General features: G+C 29.1%; 19 protein-coding genes. 3 read left to right on the plus strand and 16 right to left on the minus strand.

What is annotated here, in order from left to right:
- Positions 1–112: 112 nt before the first annotated feature.
- The 7 genes from ACWW38_RS03635 to ACWW38_RS03665 form a co-directional block, all read right to left on the minus strand.
- On the minus strand, positions 113–1,666 hold the full coding sequence (locus ACWW38_RS03635; RefSeq protein ID WP_456259448.1) for an HNH endonuclease family protein: 1,554 nt from the start codon (positions 1,664–1,666) through the stop codon (positions 113–115).
- A 410-nt stretch (positions 1,667–2,076) separates the two neighbouring features.
- Positions 2,077–2,340 (minus strand): hypothetical protein, encoded by a 264-nt coding sequence (locus ACWW38_RS03640; RefSeq protein ID WP_456259449.1) that lies wholly within the window; start codon positions 2,338–2,340, stop codon positions 2,077–2,079.
- 15 nt (positions 2,341–2,355) lie between these two features.
- Positions 2,356–3,606, minus strand: a complete 1,251-nt coding sequence (locus tag ACWW38_RS03645) for a DNA polymerase Y family protein (RefSeq protein WP_456259450.1) — start codon at positions 3,604–3,606, stop codon at positions 2,356–2,358.
- Positions 3,607–3,859: 253 nt separating this feature from the next.
- Positions 3,860–4,309: a helix-turn-helix domain-containing protein gene (locus ACWW38_RS03650; protein WP_456259451.1), complete on the minus strand. Its 450-nt coding sequence runs from the start codon at positions 4,307–4,309 to the stop codon at positions 3,860–3,862.
- A gap of 194 nt (positions 4,310–4,503) precedes the next feature.
- On the minus strand, positions 4,504–4,986 hold the full coding sequence (locus ACWW38_RS03655) for a GNAT family N-acetyltransferase (RefSeq protein ID WP_456259452.1): 483 nt from the start codon (positions 4,984–4,986) through the stop codon (positions 4,504–4,506).
- Positions 4,987–5,263: 277 nt separating this feature from the next.
- Positions 5,264–5,431: a hypothetical protein gene (locus tag ACWW38_RS03660; RefSeq protein ID WP_456259453.1), complete on the minus strand. Its 168-nt coding sequence runs from the start codon at positions 5,429–5,431 to the stop codon at positions 5,264–5,266.
- A gap of 50 nt (positions 5,432–5,481) precedes the next feature.
- Complete coding sequence (locus ACWW38_RS03665) at positions 5,482–5,853, minus strand: DUF5412 family protein (protein ID WP_456259454.1); 372 nt, start codon at positions 5,851–5,853, stop codon at positions 5,482–5,484.
- Positions 5,854–6,332: 479 nt separating this feature from the next.
- On the opposite strand from ACWW38_RS03665, the gene ACWW38_RS03670 reads away from it, so the two are divergent.
- Positions 6,333–6,947 carry a sugar O-acetyltransferase gene (locus tag ACWW38_RS03670; protein WP_456259455.1) on the plus strand — a complete coding sequence of 205 codons (615 nt, stop codon included), beginning with the start codon at positions 6,333–6,335 and terminating at the stop codon, positions 6,945–6,947.
- Between the two features lie 111 nt (positions 6,948–7,058).
- Here the strand turns inward: ACWW38_RS03670 and ACWW38_RS03675 are convergent, their stop codons facing one another.
- The 6 genes from ACWW38_RS03675 to ACWW38_RS03700 all read right to left on the minus strand — a co-directional run bounded on the left by ACWW38_RS03675 (position 7,059) and on the right by ACWW38_RS03700 (position 13,672).
- Complete coding sequence (locus tag ACWW38_RS03675) at positions 7,059–7,268, minus strand: zinc ribbon domain-containing protein (RefSeq protein ID WP_456259456.1); 210 nt, start codon at positions 7,266–7,268, stop codon at positions 7,059–7,061.
- 229 nt (positions 7,269–7,497) lie between these two features.
- Positions 7,498–7,797: a 50S ribosomal protein L7/L12 gene (locus tag ACWW38_RS03680; RefSeq protein WP_456259457.1), complete on the minus strand. Its 300-nt coding sequence runs from the start codon at positions 7,795–7,797 to the stop codon at positions 7,498–7,500.
- A gap of 66 nt (positions 7,798–7,863) precedes the next feature.
- Positions 7,864–9,117, minus strand: coding sequence for a nuclear transport factor 2 family protein (locus ACWW38_RS03685; protein WP_456259458.1), 1,254 nt, complete (start codon positions 9,115–9,117; stop codon positions 7,864–7,866).
- A gap of 597 nt (positions 9,118–9,714) precedes the next feature.
- Positions 9,715–10,395, minus strand: a complete 681-nt coding sequence (locus tag ACWW38_RS03690; RefSeq protein ID WP_456259459.1) for a DUF1287 domain-containing protein — start codon at positions 10,393–10,395, stop codon at positions 9,715–9,717.
- 213 nt (positions 10,396–10,608) lie between these two features.
- Positions 10,609–12,318: a methyl-accepting chemotaxis protein gene (locus ACWW38_RS03695; protein ID WP_456259460.1), complete on the minus strand. Its 1,710-nt coding sequence runs from the start codon at positions 12,316–12,318 to the stop codon at positions 10,609–10,611.
- Positions 12,311–13,672, minus strand: a complete 1,362-nt coding sequence (locus ACWW38_RS03700) for a putative bifunctional diguanylate cyclase/phosphodiesterase (RefSeq protein WP_456259461.1) — start codon at positions 13,670–13,672, stop codon at positions 12,311–12,313. The genes ACWW38_RS03695 and ACWW38_RS03700 overlap by 8 nt, the downstream gene beginning before the upstream one ends.
- Positions 13,673–14,198: 526 nt before the next feature.
- Here ACWW38_RS03700 and ACWW38_RS03705 point away from each other — a divergent pair.
- Positions 14,199–15,869, plus strand: a complete 1,671-nt coding sequence (locus ACWW38_RS03705) for a helix-turn-helix domain-containing protein (RefSeq protein ID WP_456259462.1) — start codon at positions 14,199–14,201, stop codon at positions 15,867–15,869.
- Between the two features lie 157 nt (positions 15,870–16,026).
- Positions 16,027–17,442, plus strand: a complete 1,416-nt coding sequence (locus ACWW38_RS03710) for a LysM peptidoglycan-binding domain-containing protein (protein ID WP_456259463.1) — start codon at positions 16,027–16,029, stop codon at positions 17,440–17,442.
- A 110-nt stretch (positions 17,443–17,552) separates the two neighbouring features.
- Here ACWW38_RS03710 and ACWW38_RS03715 read toward each other — a convergent pair whose 3' ends face one another.
- The 3 genes from ACWW38_RS03715 to ACWW38_RS03725 all read right to left on the minus strand — a co-directional run bounded on the left by ACWW38_RS03715 (position 17,553) and on the right by ACWW38_RS03725 (position 20,162).
- Complete coding sequence (locus tag ACWW38_RS03715) at positions 17,553–18,440, minus strand: Kiwa anti-phage protein KwaB-like domain-containing protein (protein ID WP_456259464.1); 888 nt, start codon at positions 18,438–18,440, stop codon at positions 17,553–17,555.
- 1 nt (position 18,441) lies between these two features.
- Entirely contained in the window at positions 18,442–18,966 is a 525-nt protein-coding gene (locus ACWW38_RS03720; RefSeq protein WP_456259465.1) for a hypothetical protein, read from the minus strand.
- A 146-nt stretch (positions 18,967–19,112) separates the two neighbouring features.
- Positions 19,113–20,162, minus strand: coding sequence for an ArsR/SmtB family transcription factor (locus tag ACWW38_RS03725; RefSeq protein ID WP_456259466.1), 1,050 nt, complete (start codon positions 20,160–20,162; stop codon positions 19,113–19,115).
- Between the last annotated feature and the right edge of the window lie 175 nt (positions 20,163–20,337).

The raw sequence follows: 20,337 nt of genomic DNA on the forward strand, positions 1-20,337 counted from the left end.
CATTATAGACATAATCTGTCTACTTTATGGATAGTTGGAGATTATATATTATTAGAAATCCTTTTACTTATGATATAGTTATGCGATTTGTTTTACACCATCTTTTATATATTTAATTTTTAAATGTAGAATTACAATATGGATGAGCCAACTGTCCATTTTCTATGTCTCCAGTTCCTCCATCTTGTTTTCTTTTTTTGTGATCTATTGTAATAGAATTAATATGCAGATAACCGCCACAAATTGCACAACGTGGTGCTGTTTTTAATGCTTCTAAAATAAATACGCTTGATTTTCTTCCATCAGAAAATCTATCACTTGTAACTTCATCTAAGCTCATTACTTCCTTAGATAGATATTGGAATTCTTTTAAAGTTATTAAAGCTTTTATTGTCTCTTCAACATTATATCCCTTCAAAAGAAAATCCATTAATTGTATGTAATATGCTGTTATAAACTTATGCCCTCTAGTAGATTGCCTGTATCTTCTTACAATAGTTTGTACTAAATATTCGTAATGAATCATAATTTCTTCAAAACTCTTTCTAATTTTAATAAAATCATTAAATCTATTATTTTCATCTAAATATTTTATAAAACCAAGTACAGCATAATAAGATGCTACTTTATGCATCCCTCTCATATTATAAAAATATACTATTGGATGTAGTCCTAATGAAGATATATGTAACGAATTAACTCTTCTCACTATCTTTCTGCATTTCTTCAAATACTTAATTGTTTCATCACCTTTTTCATCATTGCCTAATTCTTCATTTCCCTTTAATCCATTAGCAATATTTATAGTTTCTAAAATCAATTGTTGACCTTGATCTGATAATAAAGGACCTCCAATTGGTAAATCTAATGTCTTTATTGGTGTCTTATATTCAGGTAAAAATAATATTTCATTTATTTCTTTAGAAATTTTATAAATTTCATCTTGAACTAATTCTGAAAACTTTGACCAATAATTATGACCCTTTCCACTTCTAACTATTGCTCTTGCTGCTAATCCATTTGCAGCATTTCTAGACTTTATTAATTTTATTTCAGTTGGACTAATTGGTGTTCCTTGTTGATTAATTCTAAAAAAAGATTCCTCTGCCTTTAATGAATTCCCTTCCACCCACTGCAATTGTAATGCTAATGATCCTAAATTTTTAGCTCTCTTATTTTTTTCTTCATCATCACATGGTTTTCTTGTTATGCTTTTTAATTCACTATAACTTCCAATGCTACTGTTAATTAAATTTCTAGTAACTTCAGCTGCTTTTATCTGTTCTTTTGGTATATCATTATCAAAAAATTCTCTTGAAATTGCACCATCTCCATAGTCATCATTTACCCATGCTGCAAGTGCGCTTATTCTATGCGATCCATCTATTACAAATATATGATTTGACATACTTTTCCATAATATTATACTCGGAATAAGTTCTCCTTCTATAAAACTAAGAACTAATTGATATATTTTCTCAGGTGTCCATTCATTAGTTTCTCTTTGGAAATCCGGTTTTTTTATTGCTGAATACATAAATGAATTGTAATCTAAATCTGTTACAGACATTGTCAAAACATTTCTATTAACTGCAACTCCACTTTCATCTTTCAAGTCAAAATCTTCTCTAGGTATCAATGCATCTAATACTACTTTTATAGCCATATGTATCATCCTTTCACAATAATTCCCTTAAACTTTGCTTGATATTTAAATACTTTTCTCTAGTAACTCCAACTTCTTATTATAGACATACCCACCCTCATCTTATAATATCCACCTACACCAAATTATATCACAATAAACCTTATTATTACAAAATATAGTTTATTTTGCATTTTTCATTCATTAGTCAGCATATTGAATCTTTCCTCTCCGCACTAATCCCCAATTAATAAAAAAACTCTCACCATGCATCTTAACTTGCATAGTAAGAGTTTTTTATTTCCTTCTTAATCAAATCCTTTACTAACTTTTTATATTTTGTAATACATAGTACCTGCCCTAGTTTCTAATTAGCAAACCTATTATCTTAACTTGATTAATTTTTTTACAGATTTAGGTCTATCCAGCTGCTAAATTTTATACAGCATCCATTTGCAAGTTTTCAAATCATACTTAATTTCAAATAATTTTAATACATTATCAATGAGGCTTTGACATCTAAATACAAACATAATGTTACCTGCTAGCTTTTCAGTTCCTTTTACAATAACCTTATCCACTTTTATTACCTTCATAGAATCATCCTCTGTTTTCAATCTAAATCTTAAAGGTCTTATATCTCCCTTATCATCAGTGTAAGAGACTACTTCAATTGGCCGTGCTACAATTTTCAAAATGCTCACCTTCCTCTATAACATAGAACTCATCAAAGGATATTCCTCTTCTCCAACCCCTCCACATATTGGGTTTAGCCCTGAATTTAAAAAGCATGATCTTATAATAGCTTTATTACCATACTTTAACCTAATTTCATCCACTACTTTATTTAGTTTTCTATCTTTATCATAATTAAAAGAATCCAATAAGTTATATTGATAAAAATCATTATTGCAAAAATCTGTTATATGAACTCCTAGATGCCTTATAGGTTTTCCCTTCCATACATTATCAAATAAATAACAGGCCACCTCATATATTTTCCTAGTTGAATCTGTGGCAGTACTTAACTTCTTTTGCCGTGAATAATTTATAAGATCGTTACCTCTTATAAATATAGAAACTACGGTGCAACAATTTTCCGAATCTCTTAGCCTCATTCCCACTGTTTCACATAAAGATAACAATACTTTGTGAGCTGTCTCTCTATCTTCTACATCAAAAGAAATTGTTGTAGAATTTCCTATGCCTTTCATTTCAATATAATTGCTTTTTCTTACCTTTGAATTATCTATACCATTAGCATAATTCCATATTAATTCTCCATGACTCTTTAGTATGTTTTTTAATATGTCTACATCATAATTTGCTAAATCACCTATTGTATTAATGTTTAACTTATGTAATTTAGGAACTGTAGCTCTGCCTACCATAAATAAATCTTCCACTGGCAGCGGCCACATTTTCTTCTCAATTTCATCTGGAAATAAAGTATGTATTTTATCTGGTTTTTTCAAATCTGAAGCAACTTTTGCCAGCAGTTTGTTATTTGATATTCCTATGTTAACTGTAAAACCCAGCTCTCTCTTTATTCTTTCTTTTATAATTTCAGCTAGCTTCATATAATCTGGGTATAAATTTTCCATATTAGAGAAGTCTAAAAAGCTTTCATCTACAGAAAACCTTTGTATAATAGGTGTGTATTCCTCCAGTATTTCATGCATAGCTGAACTGCATTGCATATATAGCCAATATCTTGGTGGAAAAACTGCTAATTCAGGGCATTTTCTTCTAGCCTCGCATAAACTTTCACCAGTTTTAATGTTATATTTTTTAGCAGAAATTGATTTAGCCAACACAATTCCATGCCTGCTGGATTCATCTCCACCTATAACAGAAGGAATTGTCCTAATATCTAACTTCTCCCCTTGCTGAAGTCTATAAGCTGCCTCCCAAGAAAGGTATGCACTGTTTACATCTATATGAAAAATTAATGTACCCATAAAATATCAACCTCTCATCAAATATTAACACCCAATTTAAGAACATGTGTTCGTATATAATTATATACTATTTTTATATTTTTTATAAGAGGTTTTAAGAAAAAATATAGAATGTTTATCCATTTTCTTCTTTTCCACTCATTTTTTCAAGATTAATTAAAATAAATAAACTACTACCCATCAGAAGATAATCCAAAATAAAAAATAAGAAATGGGGCAAAATAGTGCTCCATTTCTTTAATATATGATATTGTCATTTCATAATACTATTTATTATCTTTGAACTACAATACCATATTAATATCATGCCAACTATGCCAACTATAATCCAAATTGAATTTGATTCAGCATAAGTAATACCAAATGCAAATCCTAGAAAACCAATAAGGGCACCAAAAACATACAAGTAAAACGCTACTCTTTTGCTCATATGGAATTCTACTTCTGCATTCTTCCTAGTAATATTTTCATTCTCCCCTGTTCTTTCTATAGATTCAATATGAGCAGAATTCATTTTTGTAAGTTCATCCATCGATACATGAAATATTTCTGCCAACTTCATTAAGTTTTCAGTGTCAGGTTTGGATAAACCAGTCTCCCATTTTGAAACTGCCTGCCTACTTACACCCACTAATTCAGCCACCTTCTCTTGTGACAAATTATTAGATTTTCTTAAATGCACTAAATTTTCTTTTAATACCATCTATTATTCACCTCTAAAATAGATTACTAAAATCTACAGTTGCACACCACCAATCGTATGTCAACTATCAGTTGCAATAACCAATTTAATAGGAATATTAAATAAACTTTGCTTCGCATAATCCTACTATAAATTTCAAAACCAATAATATTTTTAAAATCCTAAAACTATTACAATACTAGCCATCATAAACATCATTTCTGTTTCTCAAAAATAAAAGATTTAGCACCATTTTCACATATGTTTTCTCTCTGAAATACAAAACCACAATTTTTAGTATAAAAGTGATGATTTCTTTCTGAATAATCAGGAGTTTCAACCGTCCATCTTTTTGCAGCTATATATTTTTGTTCTATGTCTTTCCATACTATCCTTCCAAGATGATTTTTTCTGTATTTAGGGTCAATGAATAGCATTTCCAAATTATATTCACCATTTGGCTTAATTTCAACAGTATACGCCCCAACGGTGGCATTATTATAAATTATTTTATAGCTTTCAAAATTTTCATTTTCATTGAGCCACTTAATTAAACTACCGTCATTGTATCCTCTAGGACCATCTTCTTTCAAATCAGTGTGCATAGATGTATCTTCATTAAATGCGGAAGTCATTATTTTTGTCAATATATCATAATCCACAGGATATATTTTCAAATATTCTATTTTATTATTCATCATAAACTTCTCTTTCTTGTTATATTAATATACAATTTTGGCTTTAGTAATATATTTACTTCCATTTTGTCCATACATTAAATTTCACAACTGCTTTCTCATTTTTTTATTTTATCGTATATATTGCGCTATATATTTCTTCTCCAACACTGATTTGCTCAATGCTCAATACTTCTCCACCCATCTTTTTTTATTTTATCCTCTATTATTTTAAGTATTAGCTCTAATACAATGTTTTACTGTTGTATTGAAATTTATAGTCAATAATATAAAATTGCTAATCTTCTTTAAAAAAACCAACTACAGCTACTATAACTCCAATTATAACAACATAAAGCTGAATAAAATATGTAAATATTCCTCCTAACGACAGTATCCCCATAAAAATACCTATCAGAATAATTACTATACCAAGAAGTATCAATTTAATGCCTTTGTTACCCATTGTGCATTTCTCCTATAACATTTTAATTTCAATAAGCCAAAAAATTACATTTACTTTCTTCTATAATCATAAGTTTCATTTTTAACATTTAATTCTACACCATTTATTTTTATTGTCTCATCATTCAACCATTCCATATCTGCTTCTTCACAGTGATACTGCCAGTAAATATTTTTCGTTTTCCCATTTTTATTGTTCTTTAATGTACCTAAAACCGCAAAATCCGTTGTGGCTCCACCATTATTTAAATAAGCTGTCACAGTATATGTTCCATTGGGAGAAGTTGAGTTGTTAAGATATTCTTGTCCATTAATTCTTTGAATATCGAAAAATGCCCAGTTAATAGCATAGGCTACCCCGCCAATCATAGCAGCTATAATGATGCATATTCTTATGAGCTTCTTTTTTGTTCTTTGTTGCATATGTTTACCTCCTAAAATACAAAAACATGCCCTCTTATATTTCTAATATCTATCAGGCAGATTTAATGCTAAACAATTTAACATTCTGTAATATTAAATAATGTATACATCTTTATTATAGCAAAATTACACATTTTTTCCTAATTACTAAAACATCGTTTCTTTTAAGTCAATTTAAATATAATAAAAAAAACTATTACTTCAAAAATCTTCCCTCATCACTGTTAACATAATGAAGTATCAAGAAATACTAAGTACAAATGAAATATACAGATTTAGAGAAACAATTTATATAGTTATGTTAAATATTTGAATATTTATAGTTATGTAGTATATACTTAAACAAATATACAATTGTAACTTATTGTTCATCAACTTAAAATGATATTTATGATTTGATTATCTTGCTAATATATAAAACCCAAAATAGGTTAATTTTTACTTTACATATTTATATAGGTTGAAAGGTGGAAACAACTATGAATCATAAAGATAGAATGTTGGCGGGTCTACCATATAAAGCGTGGTTAGATGGATTAGCAGAAGAACGAAGGGAAAATAAAAAGAAGATTTATGAGTATAATCACTGCCTGCCAGATGAAGATGAAAAAATTGATAAATTAATAAGAGATATTCTTGGGAAAGCAGGTGTAGATATACATATTGAAGCACCCTTCTATTGTGATTATGGAAAGAATATTGAAATTGGAGATTATTTTTTTGCAAATTACAACTGTACCATTTTAGATGTTGGAAAAGTAATCATAGGTAGTAATGTGCAATTTGCTCCAAATGTTTCTTTATATACAGCAGGTCATCCGATACATCCTGATTCACGAAATTCTGGATATGAATATGGTATTAGTATAACAATAGGAAATAATGTTTGGCTCGGAGGAAATGTTGTTGTAAATCCTGGAGTCCACATTGGAAATAATGTTGTTATCGGTTCGGGAAGTGTCGTTACTAAAGATGTTCCAGATAATGTAATAGCAGTAGGACATCCATGCACGGTTGTTCGTGAAATTACTGAGGAAGACCGTAAGTATTATTATAAGAACTACGAGTTTGATATTGATGATTACAACATTTAATATCTACTAACTAGCAAAGGTCATAAAACTGTATTTTTATTACAGTTTTATGACCTTTGTTAAATTCTATCAATTCCAAAATACATATATACTATAAAGTATCCAAATAGTCTATCCCATAAGGAAATCTAAGATATTCCATCCATCAGATGTTTTTGCTTTATACAATTCTGTATACCCACATCTTTTACAACTAATAGTTATAAATTTCTTATTTTGTATATCGAATATCTTTGATATGTTTCCTCCTGTTGCCTGAAATTGATCTGATTCATATTCATTGTTACCACACTTTGGGCAAACATACTGTTTCTTTTCCATTTTAAACCTCCCTTTAATTTATATAATTTAATCCTCAGTTAGTTGCTGTTGTGCTACAACTTTATGCTAACATGTAGTAGCTAGTCCTCTTATAATATTACCACTATTTTCCGTAATTTTAAATTAAAACTTTCTTATCTCCAGTATACTCTACTGTCCGTTTTTTGTCCGTTTATAAAATACAATACATCAATAAATGGCAAATTAATATTTCTAACACTAAATTTACTTATTTAAGTTCATTCTCTATCAATTTATCAATATATTCTTTTGACTCCTTTAAGCCAAGTCCACTAACCATTCTGTATCTCTTGACTGCTTCAACCCTTTTACCTTCTGAAATAAGGCCTTTTAATTCAATATCTATATTTTCTGTTATCGTATCAGGTACTCCTATTTGTTTAGCAATTTTATCTAGAGTTAAATTAATACGGGCAATATCACTTCGAAGATTGTTAATAGCTCCTAATAAACTTGAGAATATAAATGCTCCTACCCCTATACATATCCATACAATTTTATAATTCATCTTTCTCCTCCTTAGTACTTAATAATTTATTTTAAAACAATCCAACTAGCCATTTTTCTATTTACACTAATGCTCTGAAATACCATCTAATTTTCCTTCCAATATCCAATAGAATGGAAATGAAAAATGGATATGTTGGAAAGCATACCCTTCACTTATATTTGAAATTACTGCAGTAAGCCTGATTGGGCATGTGTAATTTACACCTGCAGCACTTTCCTTTAATACATAGGCCATACTTCTATGTGCAGCAAACAGTTTTTCTTTTGAAGTAAGATTAGTCTGAAATAGATTATTTAGTTCCTCTAATGCACTCTCAGCAAGTTTGTCCTCGTCCAAAACTTGTTTCAACATACCAGTAACTGTAACCCAAGTTACTTCATCAGATCTTGAAGCAATGGCATGCTCTAGATCTAAAATAAGATTTGCATCGCTGCTTTTAGCAAAAAAGTCTCTTATCTGATCAATCCCATAATACCACTGGTTTTCTGGTCCGATCACATATGGCATGCTATCTGCTGCAAAATACTTACTTATAAGTTTTTTTGAAATATCTTTTTGTCCAATAAGTTCTGTCTCTAATTTTTTCAAAAGGTCTTTTAACTCTAAAGTCATCTGATTATTCTTATATCCATCAGTGATGGCATTTTGATTATTATAGTTCTCTAGATGCTCTTTAGAGTTTTCAAAACGCTCATCAGGAAAATTAGACTTTTGTATAGAAAATTGGAGATGAGCAATTTTCCACTTATCACCATCCTTTAGAAGAACACCACTTAAACATAGCGGCCACAAATATTCTCTCTCACTTTCAACACGCTGGTGATAGGTTAGAGACAAAACCCAATTGATAAAAGCAACTCTCTCTTTAGGTGTACGCTCCTTCTCTTCAGATTTGTCCTTTATAAGATCAAGATATCTGTCATATCTTTCTGGTGAGTCTTCAAAGGTATATTTGACATGGCCCATAGTGGCAAACCAGGCAACTTCACCTTTAACTGAAATATGTGCATTTTCCCAATCTATACTAGCATCTCCCCAGTATTTCCAGTCATCCCTAATCAAGTTTTTTACTTGCTCACTACCTAAAAATAATTCTCCAGTTCCAGTACCGAGAACACATATTTCCTCTCCATTAATAAAAAGTTCTTCCATAAAAGCATCTACGTTTTCTATATTTCTCTCAGTGTATCCATTCTGGAATCGTCTAAGAACCTCTCTAATCTCTGTATGTTTATCAGCTGATTCATGGCATACACCTACTTCTCTCAACGGCATTCCAAAGTTTTTACCTAAAAACTGTACTCCAAATATATTCATTAAAAATTCCCCCTTCAAATAGATTTGTTAATTTTAAATAATAGTTGTAATGTCTTAAAGCCTAAACTAAAACAGGGAATTATTGAACAAGAACAAAAACTGTAGGAATACAAAGCCTCCTACAGTCTAAAATTTTAATTTGTTTTTAAAGCGTAACAAATAATTCATATAGCAAAATACTATATAAATTAATATAAAAACAATATAAAACTTAGTTCTATAAGATTAATAACCTCTGCTTACTAATGCAAAAAGAAGCAACACAATAAAGCCCATTAGATTAGGCAATAAAACTTCTTTTTTAATTTTCTTTAACGAAAATTTTTAGCAAGTAGTAATCATCATCTTATAAAACCTCCATTTTTCACAATATATAGTAAGAATAATTTATTATACCAAATAAGTCAATACCCTCTGTACATTTATTAATTAATCGCATCCTACGTTAGTATAATATTATGAAGTTAAAGCTGCAATAGTGTACTATGATGAATTACTGTCTTTTCATTAATAGACTCCTTTTATACTAACTCTCTTATAAACATTAATAATATTTATAAATAATTGAGTTCTCTTATATCAATGTTATAAAACTATTTATTTGCTTTCAAATCTGTAGTGTCCTGTAATAGGTGCTCCTTTAGAATACTTAACTAATGCATCTTCCTCCCTTACAGGTTGTCCTCCATTGTGGATAATATATGGTATACCTTTATTATTCCGTTTGTCTGACACAATAGCAATATGAGAATAATTTTGTCCAAATATAACAATATCTCCTGGCTGCCATTCACTTATTTTATAAGGATCTAAACTATATGAAACAGCATTATTATCAAAGTAAACTTTTAAATTAGGTACTCTTCTAAAGTCTATATTTTTATCTGACTTTCCAGCTACTCTTGGATACATTGATAAATTGTTATTTATATGTTCTGCTACCATGTCTTTAAGAGAATATCCTGCATTTTTGAAAGCTCTCCATATAACATCTGTACAAACGCCTTCATTTTCTGGAGGATATCCTCCTTCATAATAAACACTTTTATATTTTGGCTTGTTCTGAGCATCTTTTCTAGCCCCTAACAAAATGTCGGTATAATCATCTACACCATTTCTATTACAATCATTTTGGCTCTTTATAGTTTCAATGCCAAAATCCTTTGCTGTATATGCTTTTTTAGGAACCAGATTCCAATAGAAGAGAATACCGTAACCTCCTATAAAAATAGCTAATATGCCAAAAGCAATCAGTAGCTTTTTTTGTTTTATCCTCATGATATTATCTCCTACTATATAAATAAATTTTGCTTCACTTTACAATTTCATCATGTTTAGGTTTTAGCAAATTTCATATTCCACATTATTTTTTGTTCTTCACTTTTATTATGATTTTCAGGATCTTTATATAAAACCATACCATATAAACCTTATTTTTACAAACACAAAAATACCTCTAAGCCTTTACTACTTAGAGGTATTAAATAATACTTAAATTTTAAATTTTTGTACCATTTCATTTAATTTTTGTGACATTTCAGCTTGGCTTTGAGCTGTTTTTGAAACTTGTTCCATTCCACTTGCAGCTTCATTTACACTATACTTTATATTTTCTGCATTTTCACTTGATTTTTGTGCCTCATGGGCCATATCTTGTATAGCAGCGCTTACTTGTTCCATAGTTGCTGTTATTTCTTCTGCCATAGAAGCTATATTTTCAGACATATTTGCAACAAACTCTGCATCATTATAATAATCATTCCCCATTTCTACAAAACTACTAAATTGAGGTGTAATATGTTCGCCTATAAATTCTAATATTTCATTACTGTTTCCTTTTAATTCAGAAACAGCACCTTCAACCTCATTTATAGTATCCTGTATTTGTACTACAGCTTGTGAGGATTGTTCTGCAAGCTTTCTAACCTCTTCAGCTACTACAGCAAATCCTTTTCCCTGTTCTCCTGCTCTAGCTGCCTCTATTGCTGCATTTAAGGCAAGAAGATTTGTTTGTTCGGATATGCTTGATATAGTATCTGCCATAACTTTTATATTTTGTACTACTTCTGCTTTTTTAAGTGCTTTAACTATATTTTTTTCTTTTTCCATATAGATTTTATTTGTATTGTCAAAAGCAATATTACTATTATTTTTAACTTCTATTGCTCTATTTTTTATTGCATCTGATTTTTCACTTCCATCTAAAGATTGGGCTGAAAGTGCTTGTATACTGGAACTTACTTCCTCAGATGATGCTGAAACTTCTTCTGCTCCTGCACTTGCACTTTGAGAACCAGACACTATTTCTTCTGTTGCCTCATTTATATTTTCAAGCTTTGCTGCCATTTCTTCAGAGGTTGCTGACAATTCTTCACTTCCTGCACTTAAATCTTGTACTAAATTTGATACTTCTTTTATAAGCTGTCCTACAATATTTTGCGATTCATTAAGTGCAGCAGCAGTTTGTCCAAATTCATCCTTTCTTGTTATGTCTATTCCCTGAGAAAAGTCAGAATTTTTCATTCGTTCTGCAAATGCCTTTAGTAATTTTAGTGGATTAATTATATTTTTTAAAATAATAACTGACATTATAATTCCAACTAGCATAGATATAGCTATTATTAATATAAAGATAATTATCAAATTTTTATACTCTGCGTCATTTTGTTGTTTAACTGTATCTGCATCTTTTACATTGTATTCTGATAAATCATTTAACTTTTTTTGATAATCATTAGATATGACCTCAATAGACTCCATTTTATCCATAGCTTCCTTTTGCTTTCCATCTAAAGCAAGCTTTATTACTTTATCTCTTTCTTCTCTATATTTTACTAACTCTTCTTCCAGTACTTTCATGGCATCTTTTTCATTTTGATGAAGATTAGTATTTTTATATTTTTTAAAATTGTCATCAGCAATTTTTTTTCTTTCTTCTATATCCTTTAACTTTACATCTTGCTTATCTTTTTCTCCTGCATGAAGTATTAAATAATAAATATCTCCCTCAATGGCTCTTGCCTGGTTTTTATTATCAATTAGATATCTTAATGGAAGTAAATTATTATCATACATAGAATTCATGCCATTATTAGCTCTATAAATGCCAACATATCCTACACCTGAGATAATTGCTATTAATATTAACATAGTTATTGATAATGTTAATATTTTTGTTCTTACCTTTAGATTTTTAAACATGTTTCATACCTTCTTTCATTAGTAATATTTCTATATCGTGAGATTTCATAGGTCTCCCACAAAAATAACCTTGAACAGCATCACATCCCATGTTTTTTAATATGTCTAGCTGATTTGTTAATTCAACCCCTTCAGCCACTATATCCATATTCATTTTATGTCCAAGTTCTACCATACCCTTAACTATATCTCTGTTACTTTCTTCCACATGGATATTATCAATAAAGCTTTTATCAATTTTCAGAGTACTTATTGGCAGATTTTTTAGATAACTTAGTGAAGAATACCCTGTCCCAAAATCATCTAAAGAAGTATCTATTCCCATGTTATTAAGTTCTTTTAAAATTTTTATTCCTTGCTTATAGGATTCCATCATTGCTGTTTCTGTTATCTCTACCTTTATATTATTAGAGTTATTACCTACTGCTTTCAGCATTTCTTTAATATTTTCTAAAAAATCTGGATACTTTAGTTCAACAGACGAAATGTTTATTGAAACTTTTATGTTATCATATCCTTTATTCTGCCACATCTTACTTTGCATAAAAGATTCCTTTATTACCCACTTACCTATATCAACTATAAGTCCTATCTCTTCTGCGAAAGGTATAAATTTCATAGGTGGAATAAATCCCCTTTTAGGATGATTCCATCTTATTAGTGCTTCTACCCCAATTATCTTTTTATTTTTCAGTGAAAATATAGGCTGATAATGCAGTTCAAATTCGTTATTTAGTATAGCCCTTCTTAAATCAATTTCTAAATTTATTTTCTCTTCAATACTATTTAACATATCTTCATGAAAGTAGGCATATGCCCTTTTGCCATTTTTTTTGACAAAATCCATTGCTATATCAGCTTTTTTAACTATATTTTCAAAACTTACTCCATCCTTAGGATATTGACTTATTCCTATACTAGTAGCTGATTCTATTATTTTATTATCTATCTCATAAGTTCTATTTGTGATATTTAGTATTCTATTTAATCTATTGTTTATATGTTCTGCTTCTATATAAGGCAATACAATGATAAATTCATCTCCACTCCATCTAAACATCTGCTCATATAGATTTAATTCACTCTTTATTTGCGATACAATCTCCACTATTAATTTATCTCCAATATCATATCCAAAAAGATAATTTATTTTTCTTAAATTATCTATATTCAAAAATAATAATGAAAAACATTTATTTTTCTCATTATACATATGTTGTTGAATTTTTATCTTTAAGTAATCCTTTTGTGGAATATCATAAAAAGTAAATTTAAATATACTTTTTTCATATATGTCCTTTAGGCAAGTAGAACACCTATCTTGATTGAAATTCTTAGTAAAATCAATATTCAATTTTCTCACCGACCCTTGTCTTGTGTGTATTCCCTAGATTAATTTTGTCTATCTAATTTCAATACTTAAATTAACTTATCTCCTAAGTTATCAAGTGATTCTTAGACTCAAGTGGAGTTTGCTTATGATGAATACATCTATCCATCTGAGCCTTAGAAGAACTTATCCAGCGGCGTGTCAGCCGTTATCTCCCACCTAAAGAGGATGGGAGTACTACGGATGGTAGCCGTCGGATAAACATTTTTCATAATGACTCAATTGCACTTATAATAGAATTTTACTAAAATACTAATTCCATGTATTATTAGTTATGACAAAAACACTTATAATTCAAAGTTATTTTACATAATTATACATCAACAATCAACAAAAATAACATTTTGTCCTATTTTATTCTCTGACAATTTCGACAATTACATCCTATTTCTTATCTTTCAAGTTTAATATATGGTTTTGTTGATATAAAATAATATATAAATTATTTTCAAAAGTTCGGTGTTTATCTATAACGTTTGGAGGAATATATATGAAGACTAATAAATCATTTGGTGAATGCCTGTCTGAATTACTTAAAATTTTTAATATAAAAGGAAGTTCACTTTCTAGAGCAATAAATGTAGATTCATCACTTATATATAAGTGGTTAGGTAACAAGAGAGTACCATCTTACAATTCCCCATATATAAATCTTATAACAAGCTTTTTTGTTAATAACATAAATAATTCTTTTCAAAAAGAAATTATAATAGAGACTTTAAGAAAATGGTCTTCTAAGGAATTAGATACTATTAATGTGGAAGAAGAAATACGTAAACATCTTCTTGAATCACAAGGTTATTCTATTGAACTTTTATTAAATAAAAACAATAAAAGAAAATTTGAGGTTTTACCAAATACTAGAGATATGAGTTATCCTAATAAAACTAGCAAACTTGATTTAATCAATAAAAATATAATTATAGAAGATTTTGATTCTAGAAAAAAATTATTTTGCGGTACTGATACAGTAAATATTATAAATGGCAACAAAGAAGTTCTATACTCTGCTCTAAATATTTTAGAAAGTATACCAAAACAGCCTTGCGATAATAATGATACAATACTTATTACATTTAACAGTAATATGGATCTTCTTCCAACATATAAAGAATTCAATATTAAGTGGAAAAACGCTCTTTATAACGTATTGAAGAATGGCTGGAAAGTAATTTATTTGGTAAATCTTAATGATAATGTAAAAAGAACTATTAAAATTATTGAAGATATGCAGCTTGCACTTTCTACTGGAAGATATTACATTTACTACTATAAAAGAAAATCTGACATATTTTCAGCTAACGAACTAATTATTGTACCTAAAATTTGTGCATTATATTGTTTTTCATCACACCTTAAAAATCAAATTGACAGCGCATTTTTTTTTAAATCAAAAAAGAGTATAGAAATTTTATCAGGGCATTTTTCTCAAATTTTTTCATCTGCTAAGCCTTTATTAAACTCATATCCTTCACAACAGTGTATAGAATTTCATTCAGTGTTTACTGAATCAGAAGAAAGGCTGGGAGATAGATATGTTTTTAAAGGTGATATTAGTACAATTACTTTTCCGCTGGATTTATATAAAAAGTATTTATCTTTAAGTGGAAAAACAAAAGGCGAGATTGCAAAACGTTTATCTTTACACAAACGTAGAATTAGTGCATTTAAATCTCAAATAAAATATTATAAATTCAAGGAAATTTGGTTTAAAGAATCTATAGAAAAATTAATAACTGAAAAACAATATTCCTTTGATCAGTATTATATTTTAGGAAATACTATTCCAAATAATGAAGATATTATATACCATCTTGAGAACGTAATAAATTTACTTAATGAAAATAAAAATTACGAAATTGCACTTGTAAATAAAAGTCACTATGAAAATTTATCAAAAATATACTGGATGGTAAAAGAAAATAGTAATGTATTTATAGAAGCTTTTAATACTAATATTGAAAATAAAACCGTTTCTTATAATTACAATTCTGAAATAAATCTATTAATTTCTGAGCCCGATGCAGTAAATGCATTTGGAGATTATTTTTTATTAATTTGGGATCATATAGATCCTATTGATAGAGATAAAAATCAAATAATAAAATGGCTTCAAAATAAGATAGATTCACTTAAAAATCTAAAGAGCAGCTTCCATTAGCTGCTCTAAATAATTACCTATATTGCTCCTCAAATAAACTTAGGAAAATTAATAGCTACCCCTCCTTTTTCCTCAACTTTCTAAACATATTTTTTGTAACTCCCCATAATATATTGCATAAATTATATATTGAAAGCAAAAATCAGGAGGTTGTTTTGTGATTATTCATGTTGTAAAGCCTGGAGAATTTCTTTGGCAAATTGCAACTTTTTATAATGTTCCAATCAGTGAAATAATATCTATTAATGAACTGCCAAATCCGAACCAATTGCTGATTGGCCAGGCACTACTTATACCTACAGAAGATGTTTTCTATATTGTAAAACCCGGAGATACCTTATGGATAATTGCTAAAAATTATGGTACTACTGTTGAGTCAATTATGGCAGTAAATCGAATTTCTAATCCTAATGTTATATATCCTGGTCTTACCCTTTATATTCCTGCACTACGTCATCGAATTCTCCCTGGAGAAACTTTGGTGCAGATTGCACAAATGTATGGAGTCTCTCTGCAAAATCTGCTTAAAGTAAATTATATTAAAAATCCAAACCTTGTATATCCAGGTACTATATTAGTTATTCCTCGCAAACAAAGACCTGACATTTTTGTAAATGCCTATACTATTAGCATGGGTGAAAGTGGAGTGCCTTCAATAATGCAGGATGGTGAACATCTAACTTATCTAACTCCATTTGCATATAAGATTCAATCTGATGGAAACCTTGAATCTATAGATGATACTCCATTAATTAGAGCTGCTTATTCTAAAAATGTAGTTCCTATTATGTCAATTACTAACTTTACTGCTAAAGAGACCGGCTCTAATATTGCACATGCCGTTTTATCAGATCCAGCAATACAGGAACGTTTACTTGAAAATTCTATTAATATAATGAAAACCAAAGGTTATAGAGGATTAAATGTTGATTTTGAAAATGTATTCCCAGCTGACCGTGAACTTTATAATCAGTTTCTTCAACGTGCAGTAAATCGCCTACACCCACAAGGTTTCTTTGTTTCTAGTGCCTTAGCTCCAAAAACAAGTTCTACACAAAAAGGTCTATTGTATGAAGCCCATGATTATGAGGCTCATGGTAGAATTGTAGACTTTGTCATATTAATGACCTATGAATGGGGATATAGATTAGGCCCTCCACAAGCTATTTCTCCTTTAAATGAAATTAAACGAGTTATTGATTATGCTGTCTCCGTTATACCTAGAGAAAAAATTTATTTTGGATTCCAATTATATGCAAGAGATTGGCTCCTTCCTCATGTTCAAGGACAAGAAGCTGAAACCTTTAGTATGCAGGAAGCTATAACAAGGGCAGTAAGATACGGTGCTGTTATACAGTATGACCCAATAGCCCAAGCTCCTTTCTACCGATATAGGGATGCTCAGGGAAGAACTCATGAAGTTTGGTTTGAAGATGCCCGCAGTGCTCAAGCAAAATTTGATATGGTGAAAAATTATAATCTAGCAGGAATAAGCTATTGGGTCCTAGGTTACCCATTCCCTCAAAACTGGGTTTTACTTGAAGATAATTTTACTGTAAAAAAATTAGTATAATACATTAATCCTAAAAAGAGCAGCTTTAATTAGCTGCTCTAAATAAATTCTATTATCATAATATAAATACATTTTAAATTTATATTATGATATTTATATATTCACACTGATTATCTATTAAAATACCTTTTAGAATTAGTTTCATAGGTTTTTCTAGAAAATGGGCCTTTATAAATATCCTCATCTAAAAACTTTAATACAGTTTTCATTTCTTTTTTATCCTCTGGTAAATTTATTTTATTCTTTCCCCTGTCCTCTAAAATATCTATATTAAGATTATATTGAATACCCTTTTCTGCTATTTCCGCAGCTGTATATGTTTCTAGTACTCCTGAATCAGATATTAATGCTATCTTTCTTCTAACCCAGGCATCTGCATTTACTTTAAATATCTCTTCATTATTAACATATACATGATCATTCTTAATAAAATTATTAATATCATTTTCAGTTGCAAGTCTATAATATTGGCTCAAATCAAATATTTGCCTTGCATGATAATATGATTTAAAAAATAGACCATCACTCTTATAAATACAGTCAACATTTTCTAATATATTGATTCCAAGTGAAGACACTTTTTCAAAAGTATTATTTGAATAAAATAAGCTTATCCCTTTTTTTGTGATGTATTGACTCTTATTAAATTTTTGAAATGTAATTATTATTTCAGGCTCCAATTTACCAGTAAAGATTCCTTTTATATCTGGCAATATATCTATATCAGGAATAAAGGGGTCCACACTAGTTGGTTCTCTTAGTGAATCAATTATTTTCTCATCAATTCTATACTCACTAATAATTTGAATTTCTCCATTATCCGGCTTATAACTTCCATCAAACTGTATAAATTCATTTTTTAAATCTAACATTTCCTCTGACAGTTTACCAAATAATTTGCATAAAGTTTTTTGGCTATCTCTAGTTAAATTTAATCTTTTTACTTCATAGTCATTATTATTTTTAGTTATAATAAAAAATGTTGTATTCTCAAACATATTATTCCCCCATCACATCAAAAACCATATATTCTGTTAATTGAACAACCTTTTTTACTGTTGAAGTATTTCTTAAATCTCTCTTAGTAATAAGTAAAAATGTAATATTATTAATTGTTGTAACTTCATAAAAATGATATCCAAATAGAGTTAATAGAGGATTGATATGATAGGAGTTTGTACTCCATATAACTAAGAGAAATATGACAAATATAAAAATTAAAACCGCTTCATTAATTTGATCAGAAGCAAGAGTTCCAAATGGTATTAAATATGCAACTAAAAATCCCACTACTTCTCCATCAGCTGTTTTAATTGAATTAATAGGAAAATCCACAACTTGTAGTCGCTTTTCAGCAGTTTTTAATACAATGACACATAGAATTATTAAAGATATTGCAATTAAAATAACTTCAATGACTTTATATAAAGATTTATTATCAAGCCACAATACGAATGCATATGTTATTAAAACTGGTGCAAATGAAGTAGACACCAAACTAGCTTTTGCCAACTTATTTAACATTTAACCACCCCCAATTAAATTAAATATTATTAAGTATATATGCCTACCTCATTATAGATAACTAAAGTAAAGCTTTTCAAATTTTAATATTTAATACATATTATACCATCTAAATCTATACTGAACAATTAAACACTAAAATAATACTATTGCCTTTCTAAATAATTTTTAAGTTCGGATTCCATTATAAAAAGAAACTCTTTATTTAAACAGTATTTAGAATCAGTAACTTTCACAAGTCGTGCAGATCTTAGCATACTAAGATGATGATGTACAGTTGACTTTGCAAGATTTAGTTTTTCTGTTAACTCTTGAAGGGTTTTATCCTCTTCATAGAGAAACTTTACTATTCTAAGCCTAACTTCGTCTCCTAATGCCTTATATCCCTGTATCAAATTGATATCAGGAATATAAATATCTTTACCGATTGCTATGCTTTCATCACTTACAGAATAATAGAATATTTTTGTATTAATACTATCAGCTTCAACAGTCCAAGGTCTATAAATATATTGAGGTATAAGTACAACGTCTGTTACTGTTGGCTCTGGAGAATATGCTACTCCCCCTGTAACCCATTCAACAAATTTTTCTGGATCAAGCTTATCCTTCATCAAATTCTTACTTTGAAAATCCCTGCAAAGTATTGACAAAATATATTCCTCTTCTGGCTTAATTACAGTTTCATACCACGCCTTCATTAAAGTGATAAGATGACTTTTCAATCTATCAACTGGTACAATGCAAATGAACTCTATATAATCTGGAAAAAACTTATGTTTTGAGCAGCTATCAATTAATTTTATCCTAGCTGACTTATCTCCCAAAGAAGCATTTTTTCTATTTTGCTCATTTTCTTCACCTAAAAATGGAAGTGAATAAAATCTTAATTTCTCTTCTTTTAAATTATCTATATAATCTAAAAATGTTTTTAAGTCTTCAAATTCTTCTACATAGAGTAATTGAAGCAGCGTCTTCCAGGTATTATTCTTTTTACTATATGCAAGCTCTTTTTGGGCTTCTTTACTAAGTTTTTCTATAGTATTGGCCCAATATTTCTCTGACTTTTCAAGAGTATGATGTAATTCATCGTAAGTAGATGCTGCTATGCCTAATGCACATTCCCACAAAATAGAATATTTCATATGAACTTTATATGTTATTTTTGTTCCCGAGCTAAGGTTAAGTAATTTCATAAAATCAACCCTTTCTAAAATATCTAGTATGTCTTCTTTGCACTTATTTATTTTACTTAGATTTATTCTATAATATCCGAATTGTAAATTCAACGTATTTAGAATAACATTATTGAGTACATACCTCTTATGTACTAGTCTATTTACAAACATATAATAGTAGATTATACTTTTA

The sequence above is a fragment of the Clostridium sp. JNZ J1-5 genome (genome assembly GCF_053901425.1).